Below are 21,951 nucleotides of genomic sequence, written 5' to 3'. Positions count from 1 at the left end.
TTATAAAGCTAGTTTGGGCTTTGTTTGGGCTTGATTTTTGTTTAAGTACCGCTAAGAAAAAATGGAGTGATCGTTGCAGCATAAACTCACGCCATTCACATCAAACCTAACCCGCTGCTGCTGACCGCTCGCGACAACTGCTGAACTCAAGCAATATGCTTAGGGTGTAGTGCCAGATATCAGACAGCAATTGCGAAGTTTCAGAACTGAGTACGAGCCTTTCTCTGTTGCGATCGAGATCTACTCAAAGGTTCGATCTTTCCTTCAACAATTGATATTATCGAGAATTGAAGCTAATTGCACATGGCTGGGTTTCCCAGCCATGTGCAATTAGCTTGTTGAACTGTCAGCCCCTTTTAGTTTGGCGACCATGTGAGCGCGAGCAGATACATCGAGCTTGCGAAATATATTTTTGAGAGTTTGTTTGACAGTATTCCTGCTAATCCATAGCCGTTTACCGATTTCAGCGTTGGTTAATCCTTGAGCTACTAATTCAGCTATTTGTAATTCGCGGTGTGTTAAACAGTTAGCTAGAGGTGCATTTGAACTTATCGATCGCGTTCTCAATTTTGCTAGAGTTGCAGAAAGATGAGCCGAAACCGCGCTTAAATCGACAAGATCGCGATTGTTGAATGCAGGACTAATTTCGACGCGTGCAAAGTAAATCGCACCAATAAGACGACCTTCTCCAACTATAGGTGCGATCGCTATGTGTTCGTGGTTGTAGTAAGCGCAAAAATTCTGATAAATATCTGTTTGCTCCCAGCTTCCTGATGGTAATACCATTTCTTCATGTGCTGGAGCGTGATGTTTCAATACATAACCATGCAATAGATCGTTATCTCTTCCAACATCTTGAAAACGCTCCACAAACTTATCTACATTTCGGATACCGCAGATCTCGATAGATATAAGGCGAAATTGTCGATCGTAAAGATTAATTCCCCAATCTTGCGCTCCAAAATATTCGCCAACACTCTTATCCATCAAGCGAAATTTTACTTCGTCTTCATCATCAGCAAAAGCCAATGTTTGAAATAAACGATCGAGAGAATTAGACATTCAGCTTTTTCCAAACTACCCATTTGGGTAATGTTGGGCTTCCTTACTAATTTTTATACTAAGACAAATTGCAACTTAAAGAAAAAACAGGAGTTATTATATGGCGACCGCGATTAACTGGAGTGAGTTCTCAATCCCAGATAGCAAAATAGCGAAAAAAGCTACTCGATTAGTTGCAGAAGTATCCCCAAAAAGTCTCTATAATCATTGTATACGCACCTTTATTTTTGGAGAAATTTTAGGCAAGCGAGATAGACTGAAATACGATCGCGAATTACTGTATTTAGGCGCAGTCATGCACGATCTGGGCTTGACCGAAAAGTTCGATAGTGGCGAACAGCGATTTGAGGTGGATGGTGCTGATGTGGCACGAGAATTTGTTTTAAAACATGGTTTGTCAGCAGAAAAAGCCGAAATTGTCTGGGATGCGGTTGCTTTGCATACCTCTTCTGGCATTGCCTCCAGAAAACAACCCGAAATTGCTTTAGTACACTTAGGAGCAGGTGCCGATCTATTCGGGATGGGATTAGAAGATATCGCTCCCGAAACAGTTGAGCAAGTTATCGATGCCTATTCTCGACTGGGATTAAACAGTTTGGCTATGGAGTCAATAATCTCGCAAATCAAACACAAGCCTCAAGCTGCTGCTCTTACCTGGATGACCGATATTGGCAGATGTCACGTCCACGGATTTGCTTGTCCGACTTTTGCTGAATTGATTCGCAACAGTCCTTTTGATGAATGAGGTTCATGCAGCGATCGTAAAATTCAGTGTTTAAAAATAGGAAATAGTCAAGATGAAAAATAACGAGCAAAAAATAGCTTACCAGGTTCGTACTACTGCCATTATTTGGGGTTTGGCTACGGCAATGTTAGGAATCTGTGTTCCCCTAACGGCAATAGCTCAAAGCGGAGTAATCTTACCCTTAGCCGTAATTATTGGAGCTGGTGCAGGGACTGTATCTGTATGGAGAAATACTAGAAGATCGGATTTGAATACAATTACTCAATCGCAAGATCGATTATTAGCAATAGAAACCAGAATAATCGATTTAGAAACTATTTGTAGCAGTCAAGAATTCGAGCGAGAACAAAAGTACGAGCAATTAGAATCCGACGGAGGAGGCGTTCGCGTAGTAACCGAACCATAAACAACGCGCTTCAGTACTCGAAATACCCACTCGCGATCGATACCTGTATAAGCTGTTCTAGGGTCAATTGAGGTACGGAGATTGACTACCACTTTTTCTCCACGAGCTAATTTCTTCAACCATTCGATACACTAACAGCGAGCGTTCCTGGTGACCATCTAATTCAGTATCCACTTGGCTCAAAGATGCTGATAAAACGTTCAGCCATTCAGGAATTTGCTCGGCTTCATCAGTGTGTAACAGTTGATGAATACGACTCGAACTCAAGCCAGTGACTTTAGCTATTGTTCTGATTGATAAGCCTTCAGCATGAGCTTGGGCGATCGCCCAAATGCGTTCTCGCTCAGCGTCTTTAACTCTTGTAGTTGCTAGGCGTAAACGGTTAGAAGCGCGTTTATCTTTTAATTCTTTTTCTTTACTTCGGTCTAATGATTCCATACAATGGATAAAGCTAGACCAGCCAACACCAACTAAGAAATTGATGAACCCGACTGCGATAGGTTTTGATGGTATCTATACTGGCATGACCATCAGCGATAGTTAGGTTAAGATATCTGTCAAAACAGCCCACCATCGCTTTGACGGTAGGTAAAGTATAAACGGTAGCACTGGAGCGATCGCCTCTTGTAAATCTATTATCTTTATTTAACCGTCGAATCGCCATCCCTTTCCCCCTTAGCCTTTACCCCTTCCCCAAAACCAAAACGATAAAATCCCTACAAGAAGTTTACTGCATAGAAGATCGAGTTATCTGCACTAAAAGTTGTAACATCGATCCCCATAAGTAAATTAAATTGCGCGTTTTACTACCACAAAAATTGCAACCGAAAGATAAATTATCCTGACAAATAAAACGAGTTTTATGCTATGGAGTAAGGCTTTGAAGACTATTGAGCAGTTGCAAGCATACCGTAATAATCGTAATATTTTCAAATTACGATGCTTCTTGTCAATCGTTGTCAAACCGCAGTACAAACCTTTATCAAATAGCAAAATGTTTGAAGATTAATAGTCTTGTCGAGATACTAAAGAACAAATTGAAGCATCTGTAACTGAACTTTCGATCTCATTTAGGTTGAATTAAAAAATTAAAAGAGGAAAAGTTATAGTATTATATTTGTAATAAATGCAGTGAAGTAATGAATCATAGTAGAAATTAGAATTTACTTCTGTTCGGTAATACTATGTATCAAAATATTTAATTTTTTGAGGGTTTATTTGGAACTGGATTTTTGTCTGTTTTCCTTTTGCAGTTAGCTCTTGAGCTTCAATAATGTAGTCATCTTCATTTAGCTGTTCTATGGTGCGCCACAATATCTTGTTATTGCGAGATTTATTACTCCCTAGCAAATCTAAATTCTTAAGCAGACAGTTTTTGGAAATTATTAAATACTGACCTTCTTTCAATCTATCCCATTTCATTCTGCTAGCGATATAAATAAGTAGCTTTGTCTTATAATCCCGTTTAGCATTTCCTCCCAGCTTTTCTTTAAAATCGATATTCTTAGAAAACAGTACGTTACGATTCTGCTTCGAGGCATCTTCAAAAAATTCCAGAGCTACAGTATAGGCATCAGCCAATTCGTAAGTATAGTCAGCAGCTTTAGACAGATCGAAATTACGAGGAACTTTATCAATTTCATAATCCCTGATTCGTAAAATACTTTTTACAGATACTTTTGCTCCTATTTGCTCTCCTTTTTGAAGCGAGCGCGCAAAAACTAATTCTGTCCGATGCAATGCTACTAAATCTTGGTTGAGCTGCGATCGCACGCGAGCAGCAAATCCCCCATCTTGAGTTTTTTTGTATCCCAAACTATCGAGAAGCTCGTTAGAACGAAAAGAAACCAGCGAACCATTATCTTGAATAGCTGCTTCTCTGTACAAATAAAGAACAATACTTACTTGTCTGGGATTCAAAAAGGTTAGCAGAGCCAAAAACAAACGCCTGATTCGACAGTCTTTAATATTTTCTAGAGGTTTATTAATTCCAACATCATTGCACGCGCTCAAGTCTAAATTGTCATACTGAGCTTCTAATTCATTCCATTCAGCCTGAGAAAGCTTATCCAACGATATCCGACGGGTAACTGCCAATTCTCTCTCATCATCAGAATCAGCGTTTACCTGCATTTCAAGGTAATAATTACCTTTATCTTTTCTCAGAATTGGTAGCTGCACTTCAGGATTTCTGATAGAGGCAGAAGCTCGTGGCATGACCATTAGAAGCTGACCATCTACAGGAAAAAAATCTTTGGTATGTTCACTCACCACACTAATATCGTAGACTATTTATCTTTCATAAGGATAATTACTTTGGACTTTTGTGGTTTAGTTTTGAGAGCATTAGTCGATAAAGTTTACACAACTTCACTTTTACCTGTGAAGCTCGCGTACAGTTTTACCTGTGAAGCTCGCGTATTTTTTTTCAATCTACCTGTGAAGCTCGCGTATTAGTAATTATGTTCTATTGAATTAGTATTTTTAACGGTGTTAAGCTTCGTTTGAAATTAATCAAGATAACTGGAGAAGGGAATTTTCGGTAAACCCAAGTGTTTGCCAAATAAAAACAGCAACCTTGGTAAATATTTAAAAATTAAACACGTAAAAGAGAGCCTAGACTCCATGCGGTCAAGCACAAATCTAAGCCCCTAAGTGTTATTTCCCTGGCGGGGGACATAGGTTCTGTTGACGTAAAGAGGCAAAGATGAGAAAGTACCTGAAGTTGCTGATTTTAGTCAAAAAATTCTTCATGAAATCTCGTGTTAAGTTGGACGATTCTGCTTGGCAGCAAATTTTCGTTGTTCTGAGCCACCAACAAGACATCCGTATCAAAGACCCCAAAGCTTGTCGTCGTTTTCTGAATGCGGTTCTCTGGATTACTCGCACAGGTGCTCAATGGCGTGAATTACCCAAACGTTTTGGCAACTGGAACAGCCTCTACAAACGATATCGGCGTTGGTGTCAGAAGGGAGTTTGGCATCGTCTCTTGCAAGAAATGTCCCACTCTGCTGACTTAGAAAGTTTAATTCCCGATAGCACCATGATTCGTGCTCATCCCTGTGCAGCAGGAGCAAAAGGGGGTCAGAAAAACACTCTTTAGGAGGTTCTTGTGGCGGATTTAGTACCAAGTTACATGCTGTGGTAGATGCGTTGGGCAATCCGCTGCGGTTGCTTCTGACTCCAGGGCAAACCGCCGATATCAGTCAAGGAGAGGCATTGGTGGCTGGTTATCGAGCTCAACAGGTAATTGCCGATAAAGGCTATGATTGTGATGCTTTTGTGGTCTTGATTGAGGAAACTGGTGCTCAAGGCGTGATTCCGCCTCGTTCTGGTCGCCTCAACCCTAGAGATTACGATTCACATCTGTACAAGGAGCGACATCTAGTTGAGTGCTTTTTTAACAAACTTAAATACTATCGTCGCGTTTTCAGCCGTTTTGACAAAACTGACGAATGTTATTTGGGATTTGCCGAATTTGCTTCGGCTTTAATTTGGTTGCGTTAATTGTGTCAACAGAACCTATGCTAGTTACAAAATTTTATAACTCCAATCAATCCATAGTCGTTATGAGTACAATTTAATCATGAGAATTGTTTACCAATAAGTGAAAATGAAACTTGATCGCTTTGAACATCTAAACCTTTCTTGCCAAGAAATTGATGCCAGCCAGCACTTTTATCAAACCTTGTTTCCCGATTGGTATGTTCGCGCCCAGGGTAAAGATGAAAACGGTAGGCGTTGGCGACACTTCGAAAACGAGCGCATTTACATAGCTCTTAACGATGCGATAAATGGCGATCGCCAGCAATATCTCTATGAAGGTATTGGCATCAACCATATTGATTTTGTCATTGATGATGGAAAGCAATTACAAGAAACACTTAAAGCAAATAAAATTGAGTATTACACCCTAGAGTCACTTGAGACGAAGTACCGCATCTATGTCAGCGATCCAGATGGCAATGAAATTGAATTTGTAGAATACACCAAGGACTATCCATTGAGATAGATTTAGCCTGTTTCCAATTTAACAACGAACGCTATGCTTTTGGGATTGGGATTAGACAAGAGTTTTCTATCCAGTAAATCTGCGATCTTTTAGAAATAGATCGTTTCTGACTTTAGGTTCAAAAAATCCCTATTTCTTCTCGTTTGATTTATATCTTTGAGATAGATAGCATTCTTCATACCTACTGTTTGAAATGTCTTTCGTGTTTAATAATGGGATCCGCATTCATTACCAAGTAGAGGGTAAAGGACTACCTCTGGTACTCCAACATGGCTTAAGCGATAGCATCGAAAGCTGGTACGAGTTTGGCTATGTAGAACGGTTGAAAGATAAATTTCAACTCATCACGATCAATGCAAGGGGGCATGGCAAGAGCGACAAACCTCATGACTGTGAGGCATACAATCTGAAGCTGATGGCGGGTGATGTTGTTGCCGTGCTAGATAAACTCCACCTAGATCGTGTCTATTACGCTGGCAATTCCCTGGGCTGTCGAATTGGGTTTTCCATAGCAAAGTATGCACCAAAAAGAATCAAAGCATTTGTTATGGGCGGACATCATCCTTATTTGGCCAGCAGGCGGTTTCTCCGCAATATTTTCCAACGTGGATTAGATCTATGGCTTGAGGTAATTGAGTCTGCTACTGGAACTCTTACGACATCAACTAGAGAACGATTTCTAGATAACGATATTGATGCCTTGCGAGCGGTTGTCGCTAACGATCTACCCGATATCTCAGATGTGTTGCCGTCTATGATCATGGGCTGTCGTCTATTTGCTGGTAGCAAAGATGCTCATTATCAAAACGTCAAGCGAGCCTCCTCTCAATTACTAAATGGCGACTTTGTTCCTTTATTTGGTCTAAATCATTTCCAGGTTTATTTACGGGGTGACATTGTGGCACCACTAATCAAAACTTACATCAATCGAGTTGAAACAGGTTTGCTATGTACGAGAACTCCAACGAATCCTTAAAAGCTTCCGTAACGCTGCGTGAGATTACTGCTGATACTGTACGCTTAATTACCGATCTTAAGGTTTGTGAAGAACAGCAACGCTTTGTTGCCAGTAATGCCGTTTCTCTGGCTGAAGCACTATTTTCGGAAGAGGCTTGGTTTCGAGCTATCTATTATGGAGAGTCTCCAGTAGGTTTTGTAATGCTCTATGATGAGAAACTCCGCAAAGTTCCTTCTACTAATCCAGAGGCATTTTTATGGCGGTTTATGGTTGATGCTAAGTTTCAGGGACAAGGCATTGGTAAGACTGCACTAGAGTTAGTTATTGCCCATGTCCGTGCTAAAGGTGTTTTTACCTCTATTAAGACTTCCTATGTGCCAGAACCTGGTTCCCCAGAAGGTTTTTATTTGAACCAAGGGTTTAAGCATACTGGAAAGATGCTTGATGGAGAAGTCGTACTAGAGCGATGTTTTTAGCTCAAATGGTTAAACTCGAAACAGAAATTGACCGAGGCTTCTGCCTCCTTCTGACGTATCTACCTCATCGTGTTTCTCTGGCAAAATTAAAGTTTTGTAAAAGCAATTGATTTTTAAGACGACTGGTCATATATTAAAAATATGCCTAGACCAAAACTCAATCAAAACATCCGCGAACAACTTCTAGATCGAGGAGTCGAAATCTTGATCGACCAAGGCTATCATGGCACTGGTATCAAAGAGGTAGTAGATCGAGTAAAAGTACCTAAAGGCTCTTTCTATAATTACTTTAAAAGCAAGGAAGACTTTGGTGCAGAAGTCATCAGACAATATGCCCGACAATGGATCGCTAATATGGATGCATGGTTAAACGATCCTAACCAAGATAGTTTTGATGCTCTGAAGCAGTTTTTTGAACAGGAGATTTTAAGACACGAACAAGCAAGAGAAGGTTGCCTAATAGGTAATCTGGGAGCAGAACTAGGAGACAGCAGTGAGCCATGCAGACAAGCGATGTCTGAGAGTTTACAACTGATACAACAGCGATTTGTCCGAATTTTGACCAAAGCTCAAAAACAGGGAACAGTCAGAAATGACCTTGCTGCTGAGGAACTGGCAAGTATTTTATTGAACGCCTACGAGGGAGCATTACTGAGAATGCAAATTGAACAGTCTGTAGAACCTTTACGTCAGTTTACCAAAGTTATGGTTGATGATTTTCTGCGTCTGAAGTAAAAATAGGAGTTTGAATCAGAAGCTACTTTTTTTGAGCGTTTTTAGACGACTGGTCATATATAAACTTAATAAAGGGAGATCGAAATGAAAGATGAACGTTTATTAGAGATATCTTTGGCAATTATGCGCCTTAGCTTAGTTTTATTTTTCCTGGTTTGGTCGATAGGTAAGCTGATTGTTCCAGAATTGACACAGAAAATTTTTGCCACCTTCTACTTTTCTGAAATTTCACCGACTGTTTCAGTTGGATTAGGTGGTATCCAGACCGTTATTGTGTTGATTTTCTTAACTGGAAAATTTAAAACACTATCTTACGGAGCAGTTTTGGGAATGCATACGGTTTCTCTACTATCTACTTATCAACAATTGCTCAATCCCTATCAACCCCCTAACCTTTTATTTTGGGCAGGAATACCAGTCTTGGGAGCCTCGATCGCCTTATTTCTATTGCGAGAGCGCGATCGCTTGCTTACCTTGAGTTGAAATTTTTTTAGTTTATTTTGAGACGACTGGTCATATCAAAATTAAAAACAGGAGGTAATAATGAAAAATACTTTGCGCTGGAGAATCCCAGGTCAAGAATTTGAAGATGGTAGCCAACTAAACGATTGGCACAAAATTGAGAGCAGTTCTTGGCATCTGCAATTTGAGAGTAACTATGAAATGACCTTCGATATTTACGAACATGACGGTCAATATTGGAAACTCTATCAAGCTCGCTGGGTTACAGAAGGTAGTAACGAATATGTCTATCGATATGGCGGTCAAGCCTGTCGTATGACCCAAGTTGAATATACCACCCGATCGCGATCGCCCCATTCGGGACTACTCAAAGAAGCAGGAGATTTGGAATGGGTCAGGGTATATGAGGTTGACCAAGGAATCCACTACGTAGTGAAAACAGGTCAAAGCGATCTTAAGTACGACCGCGAAAAAATACTTGTCTAGATTTAACTGCGATACATGATAGCGATCGATACATTAACGTTGTTTTGGCGATCGCTAAAAGTTTAACTGACCAAATTTTAAAACTAAAAAAGGAGAATAATTTTCATGGCATATAAACCTGGTACTCAAGGCGACGACCTCTTAATTGGCTCCAATGTAAGCGATTATATATCAGGCTTTCAAGGAGACAATCGGCTCATTGGGAATAATGGCAATGACGATCTTCGTGGTGATGGAGGTAAAGATAGTCTTAAAGGAGGAGGAGATAACGATTTCCTCATTGGCGGAATTGGCAGCGATGAGCTAGACGGAGGCAGGGGAAATGACACTCTGATTGGATTTGAACGGGGAGAAAAAGACGCTACGGGAGTCGATCATCTTGGTTTTGCTGTGGAGTTTCTCGCTGACGCTACTGGCACTCTCGATCTTGAAAAAAAAGCAGCTAAAGCAACAGCAGCAGAACTATATCGATCAACCTTACTATCTCTGGAAGCTTCTTTGGCAAAGTGATGACAACTTCGGAGTGGATTGAAGAAGTGCAGGAAGAGATAAAGCCTGACAGCCAAACCAGCGCAGCATAAATAAGCCAAAGTAATCTAAAACATTAGGAGATAAATCATGGGTGATGTATTTCCCACCATCAAAGCAGCAGTCATACAAGCTGCATCCGTACTCTATAACCGAGAACAGACTTTAGACAAAGCCGTCGCCTTAATTGAAGAAGTTGCCAGTCAGGGTGCAGAACTGGCAGTATTTTCCGAATCATTCTTACCAGGCTATCCCTATCATATTTGGCTAGGCGCGCCTGAGTGGTATCACGATTTGTTTAAGGAATGGTATTTCAACAGTGTCGAAATACCAAGCAAAACAACCGATATTTTATGCGAGGTAGCTCGTGCTAACAACATAGATCTGGTTATGGGAGTTAGCGAACGGGATGGCAACACTTGCTACAATACCCTCTTATCTATTAACCGTCAGGGCAAATTACTGGGTAAACACCGCAAGATTATGCCTACCCATGCCGAGCGAACTTGCTGGGGATTTGGAGATGGGACGAATCTTCAAGTATTCGATTACGATCTCTTCAAACTCAGTGGCTTGATTTGTTGGGAACACACAATGGATCTGACTCGCCATGCTTTAATCGCCCAACGTCCTCAAATTCATGTGGCATCTTGGGTTGGTGGTTTGGCTTTTTGGTATCCCCAAACCGATAAGTTCAACCTGTCAGCTAAATTAGCATCCCGATATCATGCTTTAGTTGGCGAGTGTTTTGTCCTCAACGTTCAAGGTACATTGGATCGGGCAGGTTATGAAAAGCTTTGCCAAACAGAATATCAACAGCAATTTCTGCGAGAAGGGGGCGGTTGGTCGGCGATTATTTCCCCTGGTGGTGAATATTTAGCAGAACCGATTGAAGATCGAGAAGGGATTCTTTATGCCGAACTAGATTTCAACGCGATCGCCGATATGGCTCATTGGCACGATGCTACTGGTCATTATGCTCGTCCCGATTTACTCAGTTTGCTGGTTAACAATGAAGAATATCACGTAACTCGTTCTTTCTTGAGTAAACCCAATAATCGGCTTTTAGTAACCGATCTCAATGAGAACCAAGATGCCATAGCTAGCTTGTCCGCAGAGATCGAGCAGCTATCGGAAAATGTGAGGCATCTGCACTCTAAATTACCTGAAAGTACAGAAATTGCAACTCCAACGCGATCTTAGTCATCTCGGAATACCGAGTTCATAAAATTAGCATCACCAAAGATTTTCTCCATCTAGATTTTGTCTTGTCTATTCCTCGTCCTGGGCTGGCAGTAGTTTGCCGTGAAGGATTTGTCGATGGTTTACCAGATTTCTTGAAAGGATGGCAAATTATCGATCTCTCCTTTGAAGATGCCCAGTCCAAGCTAGCTTGTAATCATTTGGTGTTGGATGACAAAACAATTATTGTCGCTAGCGAATTGCCTCGGTTAATTAATCAACTTCGCCAAGCAGGGCAAAAAGTAATTTCCACTCCCATGAGTGCAGTCTATTGGCAAGGTGGTTCTTTACGCTGTTGGCATCATCCCTTGGTACGAGAAAGCAAGCTAGAGTAACACGAACAAATCAGTATGGAGTTGATTGAGTTTAGGATACTCCACATTGCAATGATAGGAAGTCATCAAGTAACAAAAGACCAAAAGACTAAACAAAGAATGGCTTCCTCAAGAGATAAGAAATTGTTTAAGCAAATTTTGTATTTGGAGGTGAAGAACATGACCATAATACCTCTGCTTATTTTGTTTCAATTGCTTTTTCTACCGTTTTTAGCCTGGAAAGCAAAACGCTATGGATATATCAATACAACACAATTCAAAACAACATTCATTCCTGTTATTGGACTAGCGATTTGGACAGCGATCGCCATATACTTAGGAATATCGGGAATATCTGAATCTACAAACTTCTATCAACTCTACCCTGCCCTGTGGCTGCCAGTTATTCCCATTGTGATCGTGTTTGCCAGTTTTCTCTTGCCAACGGTAAAAAAAGGAATTGTATCTACTTTAGCGGTAACTCCAGCCTACTGGCTAGCCCTGGTTCAAGCTGGAAGGATTTCAGCAATTGGCACTGCCTACCACACATTACAAGGTACTTTCCCCTTGTACTTTGAACTTATTGTCGGCATCCCCGATCTTTGCTTTGGTTTGTCTGCATTGATAGTAGGAATATTAACCATGCAGAGAAAAATTAGCAGTCGGGCTTTAATTATTTGGCATTTCATTGGCTTCGTCATTATCGTACCAACTGCACCTTTATTACTTCAGCTTGGTTTACCTGGAGCGTTACAGATGTTCAGTCAACCACCAACGGCAGAGGCAGTATATACATTTCCTATGAGTTTAGCTCCAATGATGATAGTCCCGACTTTCGTAACCTTTAACCTGTTAGGAATTTGGCGAGAAGGAATAGTCGGTCAGCGCAAACTGGCTCATAACTAGGAGGTAAGAATATGAACCTACCTTTATGTCTGATTACAGGTGTTGGAGATGGTACAGGCACGGAGATCCCCCGTCGATTTACTCGAAGTAACTATCGAGTAGCCATGATAGCCCGAAATCGCGATCGCCTAAAAAAACTAGAAAGCGAACTGCCTAATACCAAAGCTTATGTTTGCGATGTTGGAGATTTACAGGCGCTACTAGCAACTATTGAAGCAGTGCACATTGAAATGGGAAATCCTTCAATTCTAATCCACAATGCAGTTAGAGCCACCTTTGGTACTTTTCTCGAAGCCGATCCAGAGGATTTAGAGCGAAACTTCCGTGTCAACACTACTTCTTTACTTTATCTGACCCGCGAATTAGCACCTACAATGATCGCAGCAGGAAAGGGAACAATTGTAGTTACTGGCAACACTGCTGCTTGGCGAGGTATTCCCTCTTACGCCCTGTTTGCACCAACCAAAGCAGCTCAACGCATCCTGGCACAGTCTTTGGCGCGAGATTTAGGGCCAAAAGGAGTACACGTGGCATATATTACTATTGATGCGGCGATCGCTACTCCTTGGTCAATGAATAAACCAGTCCAGGGTTTAAGGACTAAATCTTTAGCTGAAAATCTTAATCAACCTCACGAATTTTTTTGTCAACCCGTAGATATTGCCGAAGAAGTATTTCACGTAGTCCATCAAGCGAAATCTTCGTGGTCATTTAATGTCGAAATTCGACCCTTTGGTGAAAAGTGGTAAGTCAACAATGAATTCTATTGCTATAAACTCTCTTATTCTGTAACTTCTGAACTCCTATATTCTCAAAATACTTCTTCCCAAAATTTAAAGAGATTAAAGACATGATACTTCCCAATCCTGGAATGACAATCGATCCAGAACGAACTGCGATCGTGATTATCGATCCGCAAAATGATTTTCTCAGTCCTAACGGCGTAACTTGGGGCGTTGTGGGCAAAAGCGTCACCGAGAACAATACTGTCGCCAATATTGCCGCTTTGATGAAAGCAGCTAAAGATTACAACCTACCGTTGTTTATTTCTCCTCATTACTATTACCCAACTGACTATGGATGGAAGTTTGAAGGGGCGGTAGAAAAACTGATGCACAGGATTAAAATGTTTAATCGTCAAAGTCCTCTCAAGTTAGACGGATTTATTGGTTCTGGAGCCGATTGGCTAGAACAGTATAAACCCTACATAGAAGATGGTAAGACAATCATCTGTAGTCCTCATAAGATATATGGTCCTGAAAACAACGATCTGATTTTGCAGCTTAGAAAACAAAGAGTAGAAAAAGTCATCCTCGGAGGAATGTCTGCTAATCTCTGCGTCGAATCTCATCTGCGAGAACTACTCGAACAAGGCTTTGAGGTTGCTGTAGTCACAGATGCCACGGCTGGTGCTAGAGTTCCTGAAGGGGATGGTTATCAAGCAGCTTCGATCAATTTTCGGATGCTCGCCAATACTGTTTGGACAATTAAAGAGACATTACAAGTCTTAAGTCAAAGTCTTTCCTCACCAAAACTTTCATCCATTAATTTCTCTTAGTCTATGAACTCAACAAAAAGCGATCTCAGTCTTTTCTACTTTTTCCCGATCGCTGTTTAGATTAATAGCAATAGAACAATGCGATATGGCTAATCGCTTTAAATCATGACCACTGCAAATTTAGATACCAACAAAGCTGAAGCCTTTGCCGAGAGGTTACTCAATATTCTCAATAGTGGCGCGATCGCTTTGGCTATGTCCCTCGGTCATCGCACGGGATTATTTGATGTGATGGAAAATTTACCGCCCTCTACTAGCCAACAAATAGCGGATACGGCAGGTTTAAACGAACGCTATGTTAGAGAATGGTTAGCAATTATGGTTACTAGTCGTTTTGTCGATTACGATCGCGCAAACAAAACCTATTACCTACCCCCAGAACACGCAGCCTTTCTAACGCGATCGGCATCTTCCGATAATATCGCTACCTTTGCTCAGTACATATCTCAATTAGGCAGCGTTGAAGATGGGATTATTGAATCTTTTCATCATGGTGGTGGAGTACCCTATTCTGCTTTTAAACGGTTTCATCAAATCATGGCAGAAGATAGCGGACAAACTGTCGTTGCCAATTTAATTGAATCGGTTTTACCTTTAGTTCCAGAAGCAATCGCCGATCTTCAAAGCGGTATCTCGGTATTAGATGTAGGGTGCGGTAGCGGTAAAGCTCTCAATAGGATGGCGAAAACTTTTCCGAATAGTCAATTTAAAGGTTACGATTTTTCTCCAGAAGCAATATCTAATGCTCGAACCGAAGCCCAACAGCTAGAACTATCTAACGTTCAATTTGAAGTTAAAGACGCTGCGGCGATCGCTGAAATCGAACAGTACGATTTAACTATCACTTTCGATGCGATTCACGACCAAGCTAAACCCGATATGGTTCTTAAAAATATCAACCGTGCCTTGCGACCTAAAGGATTCTACTTGATGCAGGATATCCGTGCCAAAACTGAAGTTGGGGATAATCTCGATCATCCTTTAGCCCCTTTACTTTACACAATTTCCTGTATGCACTGCATGACCGTATCTTTAGCAGACGGGGGGATGGGTTTAGGAACGATGTGGGGTGAAGAAAAAACCCTGGAAATGCTTCAAGAAGCTGGATTTAAGGGTATTGAAATTAAGCAACTCGACCATGATATCATGAACAATTTTTATGTTATTCAGAAAACTTAGGGAGAAAAAATATGTGTGGACTTTGTTTGTTAGTGAGGCATTCTCAAAGATTTAAGAAATCGGATTTGTCAGTTTTTGATACACAAAATTTATCTGACCAGGTTACTAAAAAGCGAGCCGCTTTACCAATATTTAAATCTCCGTCCTCAAAAGCGCGACGCTTTCTAGCGGGCATGGAATGTGCGGAGCGGTATCCTTTAGGACAAGCTCGACTAACCGTGCTTTCCACCTGCTCTAGCTAAGTGATCGCGCAAATTCGGGAGATAGATAAAGACTTCTGGAGGCAACTATGAATACCGTTGGAATTGTGGGAGGAATTGCTCCTGAATCGACAATTGAATACTATCGTTTAATCGTTTCCTCTTACAGCGATCACGAGAAAAACGGTAACTATCCTTCAATCATAATTAATAGTATCAATATGAAAAAGATGCTCGATTTGATTGGAGAAAATCGGCTAAATGAAGTCGTAGAATATTTAGCCTCTGAAGTAAATAAGCTAGCAAAGGCTGGGGCTGATTTCGCGGTATTGGCATCAAACACACCCCATATCGTCTTCGATGAAGTCCAGAAGGCATCGCTCTTACCCATGATTAGTATTGTTGAAGCCACCTGTGAGAAAGCGAGAGAGATTGGTATGCAAAAAGTCGGTTTATTCGGCACCAAATTTACGATGATGAGTGGTTTCTATGACAGGATATTCACCAAACAGAATATCGAAGTAATAGTACCCGACGAAAAAGATCGAGTCTATATTCACGAGAAATACATGAATGAACTTGTGAAAGGAATTTTTCTGGATAAAACTAGAAATGACTTGCTTAATATTGTGACAAAGATCGAGCAACAACATGAAATTCAAGGTTTAATATTGGGCGGAACCGAACTGCCGCTGATATTAACAGCATCTGGCAGTGCTGATATACCTTTCCTAGATACGACCAAAATTCATGTTGAAAGCATTCTAAAGAAATTAACATAGCGTGGCAAGACAATTATTCTCTTTGCTCAAAGCATCAAAGATTAGTTTAATAGTTGAGATGGAATCTTATAGAGAAATTGATTCCGAACAGTTAATCGTTAATATTTTTTGTTTACAGACCACCAAAAATAAAAAATAAAGCTTAGATTTATTTGAAAAACAGATGCTTATTAGAGTTGCTCAACAACAAGATATCGAAACTCTTTTTGAGATTAGAACCAGTGTCTTGGAGAATTATCAATCCCGTGAAGAAATTGCCGAACTTGGCATAACCCCAGATTCAGTAGCGAAGATGCTTCAAACAGATTGCCGTGCTTGGGTTGTCGAACTCGACGATCGATTAATCGGATTTTCTATCGCTAATAAAACTGAAAAAACAATTGTTGGTATATTTGTTAGTCCTGGTTTTGAAGGTCGAGGAGCTGGTCGTATCTTAATGCAGGCAGCAGAAAACTGGTTATGGTCAAACGATTTAGAAGAGATTTGGCTGGTCACGGGTAACGATCCCAAATTGAGAGCCTATGGCTTTTATCTTCATCTAGGGTGGATTCCTATTGGTGTTGAATCTGATGGAGATTTTGAAGGTGAGATGAAATTTATCAAAAGACGGATGCTGTGACGTTAATGAAACAAAAGGATTGAGTTAACGGTACTTAAACAAAAATCAAGCCCAAACAAAGCCCAAACTAGCTTTATAAGCTACGAATACGTCGCGATTTTGGTTCAACCATTGGACAAAACGATAAGATATACCTGTACGAAAAGCTTCTAATGCTTCAGGAAATGTCTCCAAAGGTTTGTTCGCCCAACGTCTTCTTAAACCTCCAGTAAGCTTATGCCAAAGGATAAAAGTATAGGCACAAAAAACTAGAATAAAATGTCTTTCCAAACTCTTCTTATCTCTAACTTGATACTCTTTTAATCCTAACCATCCCTTGGCTTCTCGATAGAAAACTTCTATCCAGTTTCTCTGAGCATAAGTTTGAACTATCCATTGCTCGGTTACTATTTCTCCCTCAACATTTGTGAGTAAGTAGTCAATATCTTCAGCATCTTCAAAGATTGGTGCACTCATGACGATAGCTATTTTTCTGATTCCTTCTAGCCTTGATATTTCTGCTTCTATTATTGCTACCCAGACGGTTCTAGGTTTTTCACCCTGGATTTGAATCTCCTTAAATTCCTCATCAGATAACCATTGAGCATATTCATCTACTCTGATTTTTTCTAATTGATTTGATGGAGTTTTAACCAAAATATTACGATTTTTAGCGATTCCTCCTATATACTTTAATTTCTTTTTTTCCAGTTCGAGTAAAACAGTTGTGTTGTTACCATAGGACGAATCTATTAATACTAGTCCTGGTCGATATCCCCTCTTCAAACTTTTATCGATTAATTCTAAGGCTAAGGTGGGTTTTTTCTTGAATTCTCTGTCTTTCTTTCCTTCGGGCAACGAATTACCATGTTGATATAGTTCTATGTCTAAAGGTAAGCTTTTTTGGCCATCATATAGATGAGTTGTTACTACAACATTGCCATTATCTGTTTTCCCAATTTCCCCAATATATTGACGACCTACTGCTGCGGTAAAGTTACCACTTTTTCTATGCCCAGAGTCATCAACAATTAGACTAAATCCCTTACTGATTCTCGTTTGATTACACTTGTTCATCACTTCTAAGCGACGTTCATTTATCTTGTTCGCTGACCAAGTTGCTTCAGTTAAGAAATGGTGTAATTTGTGGTATGTGACCTCTACTGCGTCTTTAGCCATTTGAGATACATTTTTTCGCTCACTTTCCCCTAATAATCCTCCTAAATAATGTCTGAATTCCCTTTTTTGCGCTTTAGTTCTCAGTAAATCATCAAACTTTTGACACCATCTCATCTATCGAAACAGGGAGGCATGGCTGCGGGAGTAGTTTCTTTCATAAAGTAAGTGCGATCGGGCTTTAGAATAATGTTAAAGTTAATCAGCAAAGGTATTCTATCTTATTTTGTCTGTTTAAATTGTTTAAGTACCGTTAATCTCACAACAAAAAGTATGTGGAATTTTGTGTCACTTGTCCTACGTTCTTTATTCTTTTAACCAGTAATTATCAATCGATAACTGAGAAATAAACTATGGTAAGTTACAAATTTTATACAGCTGATGTTTTTACCGATCGCATTTTTGGGGGCAATCAGTTAGCTGTGTTTCCCGATGCCAAAGGTCTTAGTAGCGAGATGATGCAGAAAATTGCTAAAGAATTTAATTTGTCGGAAACAGCTTTTGTCTTACCTCCCCAAAACTCACACAACACCAGACAGTTGCGAATCTTCACTCCAGGCACAGAATTACCCTTTGCGGGACATCCTACTGTCGGTACGGCTCATGTCTTGGCTGCCATTGGCGAAATCTCCCTAGAAGATCGAATTACGGAAATAGTCTGTGAGGAAGGTGTCGGAGATGTACGGGTTACGATTAATTCCCAAAATGGTAAACCTGTTTCTGCCTATTTAACTACGGCACAGTTACCCGAATTTATGACTAATCCTCCAGAGGCAGCAATTATTGCCCAAATTCTCTCTTTAAAAACAGAAGATTTACTGTTAGGAGAATGGAATCCAGCAGCAGTTTCTTGTGGTGTTCCTTTCTTATTTGTGCCAGTATGCGATCGCGCTATTTTAAGTAAAATAGCACTCAACATAGAATTGTGGCAAAAACATTTACAAGCCGAGCGAGCATCCCAATTATATGTCTTTTGCTTCGAGCCAGAGCTAGAAGGTTCGGATGTACGAGCCAGGATGTTTGCCCCCGCGATGGGAATTGCCGAAGACCCCGCTACAGGGGCAGCAGCATCGGCTTTAGCGGGATATCTTGGCGTGAGAGATAAAACTGACGATGGCTTACTTCAATGGAGAGTCGAACAGGGTTTTGAAATTGGTCGCCCGAGCATTTTAGAAATAGAAGCGGAGAAAACAGCAAGTCAAATAACTAAAGTGCGTGTTGGCGGTCAGTCGGTCATGGTTGGTGAAGGCAAGATTGAGATTCCAGAGGTATAAGTTTAACTCGACAGCAAATTGAAATTAAGATAATGAAAGAGATCGAAAACCGCAAATCAAGTAATCATTGGCAATCTTCACTGGGATTTGTTGCTGCTGCTGCTGGTTCGGCAGTGGGATTGGGTAATATCTGGAAGTTTCCCTACATTGCTGGTCAAAATGGCGGTGGCACTTTTGTTTTATTTTATTTACTGTGTATCGCCATTCTGGGAATTCCCATTATGATTTCCGAAGTAATGCTGGGTCGTAGCACCCAAAGTTCGCCATTACGAGCTTTTCAAAGGCTATCTAGTCCTAATTCTGGGTGGCAATATGTGGGCTTGCTAGGCATTTTTGCTGGGGTTTTAATCCTGTCTTACTACAGCATCGTGGCTGGTTGGGGTCTGCATTATTTCTTTCTGTCTCTGGTAGGTGGTTTTCCTCAAGATAGTAACCCTCAAGCATACAGCGATTTGTTTAATTCCTTAGTTCAATCGGTGAGGTTAAATATTTGGTGGCATAGCGTATTTATGGGATTAACTACCTGCGTAGTTTTGCGGGGAATTCGAGGTGGTATCGAGCGTTTTGCTAACTGGGGGATGTTGGCTCTGGCGATCTTATTGGGAGCATTAGCTATTTACGCCAGTACCCTGTCGGGTTTTATCCCTGCGGTGAGGTTTTTGTTTGCTTTTAGCGATAATTTTACCTGGACATCAGCATTAGAAGCATTGGGTCATGCTTTCTTTTCTTTATCTTTAGGTATTGGTGTAATGTTAACCTACGGTAGTTATTTACAGCCTCACATGATGTTGTAGGTACATCTATTGCTATAGCGATCGCCGATACGATGGTTGCTATTGGTGCTTGTCTGGTAATGTTTCCTATCGCTTTTAGTGTGGGACTAGAACCAGCAGCAGGACCTGGATTAATCTTTATCAATATTCCTATTGCTTTGCTTCAGCTTCCTTTTGGGCGGATTGGCTTGTTCGTATTTTTCTTGCTACTATTGCTTGCTGCTTTAACTTCAGCTATTTCTTTATTAGAAATGGCAGTGGCTTTTCTCATCGATTCTTGTGGTTGGTCGAGAACAATCGCAACCTCCACAATGACAGGAGCGATTTATTTATTAGGTATACCCTCGGCTCTCAGCGGTAGCGATGGTTTTTTTGGCGCGAAGCTTAAAGAGATTATCGGCATGACCTGGTTTGATGCTGCTGATTATCTGGCTAGTAATTGGCTACTGACTCTCGGCGGTATTGGAATTAGTTTGTTTGTTGGTTGGAAATTAAATTCTCACCGAAGGTTGAGCGAATTTAGCGATAATTCATTGATTGGTTCGCTACCTGGGGTGTATACTTCCTGGCTGTTGGTAATTCGTTGGCTATCTCCAATCGCGATCGGTTTAATTATGCTTTACAATTTGGGAGTTTGGTAGAACGGAAAAGAGATAGTATTGGATTGTCAAATAGAGAAAGCTGTATGAGCGACTCGTGCTGTTACATCACGGTACTTGAGGAATCGCTTTTGGATGCAACGACATTGATTCAAGTTGTCTCCAAATTACTACTTTCAGAAATATCGGCTCAAACCATGTAAGACTTGGAAATCAATTTTACCTGCCTCTACTATTTAATATGTAAGAGATGAGCCACTGTCTTACAGAACTTTTATAGTAATTAATTACTTTGGTATTATGCTTGAAACTCTAATTGATTACTTTCGCTAGCAATATCTTTGTTAGTTTTTTCCCAATTATAACGATAAATCAAGCTTTTCTTCGATACTGACTCCTGGGTTGTGTTCCCAGCGATCGCCGACATGGGCATAGATTGAAGTAGTTCGCGGATCGGCGTGACCTAGTAAGTCCTGTACCTGTCTCAAATCCGAACCAGTCCTCAATGCCAACGTACCAGCAGTATGTCTTAGACTGTGTGCGGTGAGTGTTCTACCTGGAGTATGTTTGAGATTGCATTCAATCAAAGCGCGATCGCAAATCTCTCTAATGCTGCGTCGAGATAATTGTCCTCCTTTGTTGTTGTTACTCAAAGAGACAAAAACAGGTACTGTTGCAAAAACTTAAGACAAACTTGTAGTATTTAACAAACGTAAATAACTACTAGACCAGATGAACTCAAAGCAACCATTTAAGTGGAAACATTTTCAAGGAGAAATAATTTTACTTTGTGTGAGGTGGTATCTCCGCTATGGTTTGAGTTATCGTGATTTAGCAGAAATCATGCAAGAGCGAGGACTATCTGTAGACCACACCACGATTTACCGATGGGTGATGATTTATGCACCACAAATAGAAAGAAGAGCCAGAAAGCATCTCATCTCAACTAATGACTCTTGGCGAGTAGATCAAACTTATCTCAAGGTCAAAGGAAAATGGAAATATCTATATAGAGCAGTTGACAGCAATGGTATTACCATAGAGTTTATGTTTAGTGCCAGGAGAGATAAACAAGCTGCTAAAAGATTCTTGAAGAAAGCCCTGAAATCGAGACATAATAAGCAGCCAAGAGTTATTAACGTAGACCAAAATCCTGCTTATCCCGCAGCAGTTGAAGAACTTCAAACGGAAGAAATTATCTCTAGTGAGTGTGAATTGAGACAGAACAAATATCTTAATAATATCATCGAGCAAGACCATAGATTTCCGAAAAAGCAGGCTAAGTATAAATTATACTTTCAACATTTCCACTCAGCATGGCGGACATTAAAAGGGTATGAAATCATGAATGTGATTCGCAAAGGGCAAATAAAAAATATCGCTAAAGGTGACATCTTGGGACAAAGAAATTTTGTCTATTCTCTGTTTGGGATCGCTGTCTAAAAAATTAGTTAATCACAGGTATATTCTCTCTGTTCGG

Annotated in this window: 26 protein-coding genes and 2 pseudogenes; 22 read left to right on the top strand and 6 right to left on the bottom strand. The window is 40.5% G+C overall.

Going from position 1 to position 21,951, the window contains the following annotated elements:
* Positions 1-330: 330 nt before the first annotated feature.
* Entirely contained in the window at positions 331-1,062 is a 732-nt protein-coding gene (locus ACLFKQ_RS29485) for a LuxR C-terminal-related transcriptional regulator (protein WP_449003176.1), read from the bottom strand.
* Between the two features lie 100 nt (positions 1,063-1,162).
* Here ACLFKQ_RS29485 and ACLFKQ_RS29480 point away from each other — a divergent pair, with 100 nt between their 5' ends.
* Both ACLFKQ_RS29480 and ACLFKQ_RS29475 read left to right on the top strand, forming a co-directional pair.
* Positions 1,163-1,807 (top strand): HD domain-containing protein, encoded by a 645-nt coding sequence (locus ACLFKQ_RS29480; protein ID WP_449003175.1) that lies wholly within the window; start codon positions 1,163-1,165, stop codon positions 1,805-1,807.
* Positions 1,808-1,859: 52 nt separating this feature from the next.
* The gene (locus ACLFKQ_RS29475) at positions 1,860-2,213 is read left to right on the top strand and encodes a hypothetical protein (protein WP_449003174.1); all 354 of its coding nucleotides are present in this window, start codon (positions 1,860-1,862) and stop codon (positions 2,211-2,213) included.
* Positions 2,214-2,276: 63 nt separating this feature from the next.
* Here the strand turns inward: ACLFKQ_RS29475 and ACLFKQ_RS29470 are convergent, their stop codons facing one another.
* The 3 genes from ACLFKQ_RS29470 to ACLFKQ_RS29460 form a co-directional block, all read right to left on the bottom strand.
* Positions 2,277-2,651 carry a hypothetical protein gene (locus ACLFKQ_RS29470; RefSeq protein WP_449003173.1) on the bottom strand — a complete coding sequence of 125 codons (375 nt, stop codon included), beginning with the start codon at positions 2,649-2,651 and terminating at the stop codon, positions 2,277-2,279.
* Positions 2,652-2,664: 13 nt separating this feature from the next.
* Positions 2,665-2,877, bottom strand: coding sequence for a hypothetical protein (locus ACLFKQ_RS29465; RefSeq protein ID WP_449003172.1), 213 nt, complete (start codon positions 2,875-2,877; stop codon positions 2,665-2,667).
* Between the two features lie 518 nt (positions 2,878-3,395).
* Positions 3,396-4,436: a hypothetical protein gene (locus ACLFKQ_RS29460; RefSeq protein ID WP_449003193.1), complete on the bottom strand. Its 1,041-nt coding sequence runs from the start codon at positions 4,434-4,436 to the stop codon at positions 3,396-3,398.
* A 529-nt stretch (positions 4,437-4,965) separates the two neighbouring features.
* Between ACLFKQ_RS29460 and ACLFKQ_RS29455 the strand changes: the two genes are divergently transcribed.
* From ACLFKQ_RS29455 to ACLFKQ_RS29380, 16 genes are all read left to right on the top strand, one after another.
* Positions 4,966-5,720, top strand: a protein-coding gene (locus ACLFKQ_RS29455; protein WP_448998612.1) for an IS5 family transposase whose coding sequence is annotated in 2 segments (ribosomal slippage) — positions 4,966-5,286 and positions 5,289-5,720 — 753 coding nt in all. Because the reading frame shifts where the segments join, the coding sequence is not laid out codon by codon here.
* Positions 5,721-5,826: 106 nt separating this feature from the next.
* Positions 5,827-6,225, top strand: a complete 399-nt coding sequence (locus ACLFKQ_RS29450) for a VOC family protein (protein ID WP_449003171.1) — start codon at positions 5,827-5,829, stop codon at positions 6,223-6,225.
* 193 nt (positions 6,226-6,418) lie between these two features.
* Entirely contained in the window at positions 6,419-7,201 is a 783-nt protein-coding gene (locus ACLFKQ_RS29445; RefSeq protein WP_449003170.1) for an alpha/beta fold hydrolase, read from the top strand.
* Complete coding sequence (locus ACLFKQ_RS29440) at positions 7,174-7,659, top strand: GNAT family N-acetyltransferase (RefSeq protein ID WP_449003169.1); 486 nt, start codon at positions 7,174-7,176, stop codon at positions 7,657-7,659. The genes ACLFKQ_RS29445 and ACLFKQ_RS29440 overlap by 28 nt, the downstream gene beginning before the upstream one ends.
* Positions 7,660-7,800: 141 nt before the next feature.
* Positions 7,801-8,394: a TetR family transcriptional regulator C-terminal domain-containing protein gene (locus tag ACLFKQ_RS29435; RefSeq protein ID WP_449003168.1), complete on the top strand. Its 594-nt coding sequence runs from the start codon at positions 7,801-7,803 to the stop codon at positions 8,392-8,394.
* 84 nt (positions 8,395-8,478) lie between these two features.
* The gene (locus tag ACLFKQ_RS29430; RefSeq protein ID WP_449003167.1) at positions 8,479-8,877 is read left to right on the top strand and encodes a DoxX protein; all 399 of its coding nucleotides are present in this window, start codon (positions 8,479-8,481) and stop codon (positions 8,875-8,877) included.
* 60 nt (positions 8,878-8,937) lie between these two features.
* On the top strand, positions 8,938-9,342 hold the full coding sequence (locus tag ACLFKQ_RS29425; protein WP_449003166.1) for a hypothetical protein: 405 nt from the start codon (positions 8,938-8,940) through the stop codon (positions 9,340-9,342).
* A 105-nt stretch (positions 9,343-9,447) separates the two neighbouring features.
* Complete coding sequence (locus ACLFKQ_RS29420; protein WP_449003165.1) at positions 9,448-9,852, top strand: calcium-binding protein; 405 nt, start codon at positions 9,448-9,450, stop codon at positions 9,850-9,852.
* Positions 9,853-9,960: 108 nt separating this feature from the next.
* Complete coding sequence (locus tag ACLFKQ_RS29415) at positions 9,961-11,073, top strand: carbon-nitrogen hydrolase family protein (RefSeq protein ID WP_449003164.1); 1,113 nt, start codon at positions 9,961-9,963, stop codon at positions 11,071-11,073.
* A gap of 65 nt (positions 11,074-11,138) precedes the next feature.
* Positions 11,139-11,447, top strand: a complete 309-nt coding sequence (locus ACLFKQ_RS29410; protein WP_449003163.1) for a hypothetical protein — start codon at positions 11,139-11,141, stop codon at positions 11,445-11,447.
* Positions 11,448-11,606: 159 nt separating this feature from the next.
* Positions 11,607-12,332 carry a hypothetical protein gene (locus ACLFKQ_RS29405; RefSeq protein ID WP_449003162.1) on the top strand — a complete coding sequence of 242 codons (726 nt, stop codon included), beginning with the start codon at positions 11,607-11,609 and terminating at the stop codon, positions 12,330-12,332.
* Positions 12,333-12,343: 11 nt separating this feature from the next.
* The gene (locus tag ACLFKQ_RS29400; protein WP_449003161.1) at positions 12,344-13,081 is read left to right on the top strand and encodes an SDR family NAD(P)-dependent oxidoreductase; all 738 of its coding nucleotides are present in this window, start codon (positions 12,344-12,346) and stop codon (positions 13,079-13,081) included.
* Between the two features lie 101 nt (positions 13,082-13,182).
* Entirely contained in the window at positions 13,183-13,890 is a 708-nt protein-coding gene (locus tag ACLFKQ_RS29395; RefSeq protein WP_449003160.1) for a cysteine hydrolase, read from the top strand.
* 105 nt (positions 13,891-13,995) lie between these two features.
* Positions 13,996-15,069 (top strand): class I SAM-dependent methyltransferase, encoded by a 1,074-nt coding sequence (locus ACLFKQ_RS29390; protein ID WP_449003159.1) that lies wholly within the window; start codon positions 13,996-13,998, stop codon positions 15,067-15,069.
* 289 nt (positions 15,070-15,358) lie between these two features.
* A complete protein-coding gene (locus tag ACLFKQ_RS29385; protein ID WP_449003158.1) occupies positions 15,359-16,051 on the top strand; it encodes an aspartate/glutamate racemase family protein in 693 nt (230 codons plus the stop codon).
* Positions 16,052-16,214: 163 nt separating this feature from the next.
* Positions 16,215-16,670, top strand: a complete 456-nt coding sequence (locus ACLFKQ_RS29380) for a GNAT family N-acetyltransferase (RefSeq protein WP_449003157.1) — start codon at positions 16,215-16,217, stop codon at positions 16,668-16,670.
* A 45-nt stretch (positions 16,671-16,715) separates the two neighbouring features.
* Here the strand turns inward: ACLFKQ_RS29380 and ACLFKQ_RS29375 are convergent.
* Positions 16,716-17,986, bottom strand: a pseudogene (locus ACLFKQ_RS29375) (IS701 family transposase).
* A 192-nt stretch (positions 17,987-18,178) separates the two neighbouring features.
* Here ACLFKQ_RS29375 and ACLFKQ_RS29370 point away from each other — a divergent pair.
* Genes ACLFKQ_RS29370 through ACLFKQ_RS29360 form a run of 3 tightly spaced genes read left to right on the top strand, consistent with a single transcriptional unit; the run spans position 18,179 to position 20,513 of the window.
* Positions 18,179-19,099 (top strand): PhzF family phenazine biosynthesis protein, encoded by a 921-nt coding sequence (locus tag ACLFKQ_RS29370; RefSeq protein ID WP_449003156.1) that lies wholly within the window; start codon positions 18,179-18,181, stop codon positions 19,097-19,099.
* Positions 19,100-19,131: 32 nt separating this feature from the next.
* The gene (locus ACLFKQ_RS29365; protein WP_449003155.1) at positions 19,132-19,893 is read left to right on the top strand and encodes a sodium-dependent transporter; all 762 of its coding nucleotides are present in this window, start codon (positions 19,132-19,134) and stop codon (positions 19,891-19,893) included.
* Between the two features lie 32 nt (positions 19,894-19,925).
* Positions 19,926-20,513: a hypothetical protein gene (locus tag ACLFKQ_RS29360; RefSeq protein WP_449003154.1), complete on the top strand. Its 588-nt coding sequence runs from the start codon at positions 19,926-19,928 to the stop codon at positions 20,511-20,513.
* Positions 20,514-20,830: 317 nt separating this feature from the next.
* Here ACLFKQ_RS29360 and ACLFKQ_RS29355 read toward each other — a convergent pair.
* A pseudogene (locus ACLFKQ_RS29355) lies at positions 20,831-21,139 on the bottom strand (tyrosine-type recombinase/integrase); the annotation flags it as partial.
* A gap of 64 nt (positions 21,140-21,203) precedes the next feature.
* On the opposite strand from ACLFKQ_RS29355, the gene ACLFKQ_RS29350 reads away from it, so the two are divergent.
* Positions 21,204-21,914, top strand: coding sequence for an IS6 family transposase (locus ACLFKQ_RS29350; protein WP_448997902.1), 711 nt, complete (start codon positions 21,204-21,206; stop codon positions 21,912-21,914).
* Positions 21,915-21,951: the final 37 nt, after the last annotated feature.

It is taken from the genome of Myxosarcina sp. GI1(2024) (assembly GCF_053543375.1).
This window is presented reverse-complemented; position numbering and strand designations above follow the sequence as displayed.

Excerpts from the sequence above, each read along its gene's own strand:
- ACLFKQ_RS29390 (WP_449003159.1), top strand. The coding sequence starts at position 13,996 with ATGACCACTGCAAATTTAGATACCAACAAAGCTGAAGCCTTTGCCGAG.
- ACLFKQ_RS29405 (WP_449003162.1), top strand. The coding sequence starts at position 11,607 with ATGACCATAATACCTCTGCTTATTTTGTTTCAATTGCTTTTTCTACCG.
- ACLFKQ_RS29370 (WP_449003156.1), top strand. The coding sequence starts at position 18,179 with ATGGTAAGTTACAAATTTTATACAGCTGATGTTTTTACCGATCGCATT.
- ACLFKQ_RS29430 (WP_449003167.1), top strand. The coding sequence starts at position 8,479 with ATGAAAGATGAACGTTTATTAGAGATATCTTTGGCAATTATGCGCCTT.
- ACLFKQ_RS29460 (WP_449003193.1), bottom strand. The coding sequence starts at position 4,436 with ATGGTCATGCCACGAGCTTCTGCCTCTATCAGAAATCCTGAAGTGCAG.
- ACLFKQ_RS29365 (WP_449003155.1), top strand. The coding sequence starts at position 19,132 with ATGAAAGAGATCGAAAACCGCAAATCAAGTAATCATTGGCAATCTTCA.
- ACLFKQ_RS29425 (WP_449003166.1), top strand. The coding sequence starts at position 8,938 with ATGAAAAATACTTTGCGCTGGAGAATCCCAGGTCAAGAATTTGAAGAT.
- ACLFKQ_RS29400 (WP_449003161.1), top strand. The coding sequence starts at position 12,344 with ATGAACCTACCTTTATGTCTGATTACAGGTGTTGGAGATGGTACAGGC.
- ACLFKQ_RS29465 (WP_449003172.1), bottom strand. The coding sequence starts at position 2,877 with ATGGCGATTCGACGGTTAAATAAAGATAATAGATTTACAAGAGGCGAT.
- ACLFKQ_RS29480 (WP_449003175.1), top strand. The coding sequence starts at position 1,163 with ATGGCGACCGCGATTAACTGGAGTGAGTTCTCAATCCCAGATAGCAAA.
- ACLFKQ_RS29445 (WP_449003170.1), top strand. The coding sequence starts at position 6,419 with ATGTCTTTCGTGTTTAATAATGGGATCCGCATTCATTACCAAGTAGAG.
- ACLFKQ_RS29385 (WP_449003158.1), top strand. The coding sequence starts at position 15,359 with ATGAATACCGTTGGAATTGTGGGAGGAATTGCTCCTGAATCGACAATT.
- ACLFKQ_RS29450 (WP_449003171.1), top strand. The coding sequence starts at position 5,827 with ATGAAACTTGATCGCTTTGAACATCTAAACCTTTCTTGCCAAGAAATT.
- ACLFKQ_RS29475 (WP_449003174.1), top strand. The coding sequence starts at position 1,860 with ATGAAAAATAACGAGCAAAAAATAGCTTACCAGGTTCGTACTACTGCC.
- ACLFKQ_RS29485 (WP_449003176.1), bottom strand. The coding sequence starts at position 1,062 with ATGTCTAATTCTCTCGATCGTTTATTTCAAACATTGGCTTTTGCTGAT.
- ACLFKQ_RS29380 (WP_449003157.1), top strand. The coding sequence starts at position 16,215 with ATGCTTATTAGAGTTGCTCAACAACAAGATATCGAAACTCTTTTTGAG.
- ACLFKQ_RS29395 (WP_449003160.1), top strand. The coding sequence starts at position 13,183 with ATGATACTTCCCAATCCTGGAATGACAATCGATCCAGAACGAACTGCG.
- ACLFKQ_RS29420 (WP_449003165.1), top strand. The coding sequence starts at position 9,448 with ATGGCATATAAACCTGGTACTCAAGGCGACGACCTCTTAATTGGCTCC.
- ACLFKQ_RS29350 (WP_448997902.1), top strand. The coding sequence starts at position 21,204 with ATGAACTCAAAGCAACCATTTAAGTGGAAACATTTTCAAGGAGAAATA.
- ACLFKQ_RS29360 (WP_449003154.1), top strand. The coding sequence starts at position 19,926 with ATGGTTGCTATTGGTGCTTGTCTGGTAATGTTTCCTATCGCTTTTAGT.
- ACLFKQ_RS29415 (WP_449003164.1), top strand. The coding sequence starts at position 9,961 with ATGGGTGATGTATTTCCCACCATCAAAGCAGCAGTCATACAAGCTGCA.
- ACLFKQ_RS29440 (WP_449003169.1), top strand. The coding sequence starts at position 7,174 with ATGTACGAGAACTCCAACGAATCCTTAAAAGCTTCCGTAACGCTGCGT.
- ACLFKQ_RS29435 (WP_449003168.1), top strand. The coding sequence starts at position 7,801 with ATGCCTAGACCAAAACTCAATCAAAACATCCGCGAACAACTTCTAGAT.
- ACLFKQ_RS29470 (WP_449003173.1), bottom strand. The coding sequence starts at position 2,651 with ATGGAATCATTAGACCGAAGTAAAGAAAAAGAATTAAAAGATAAACGC.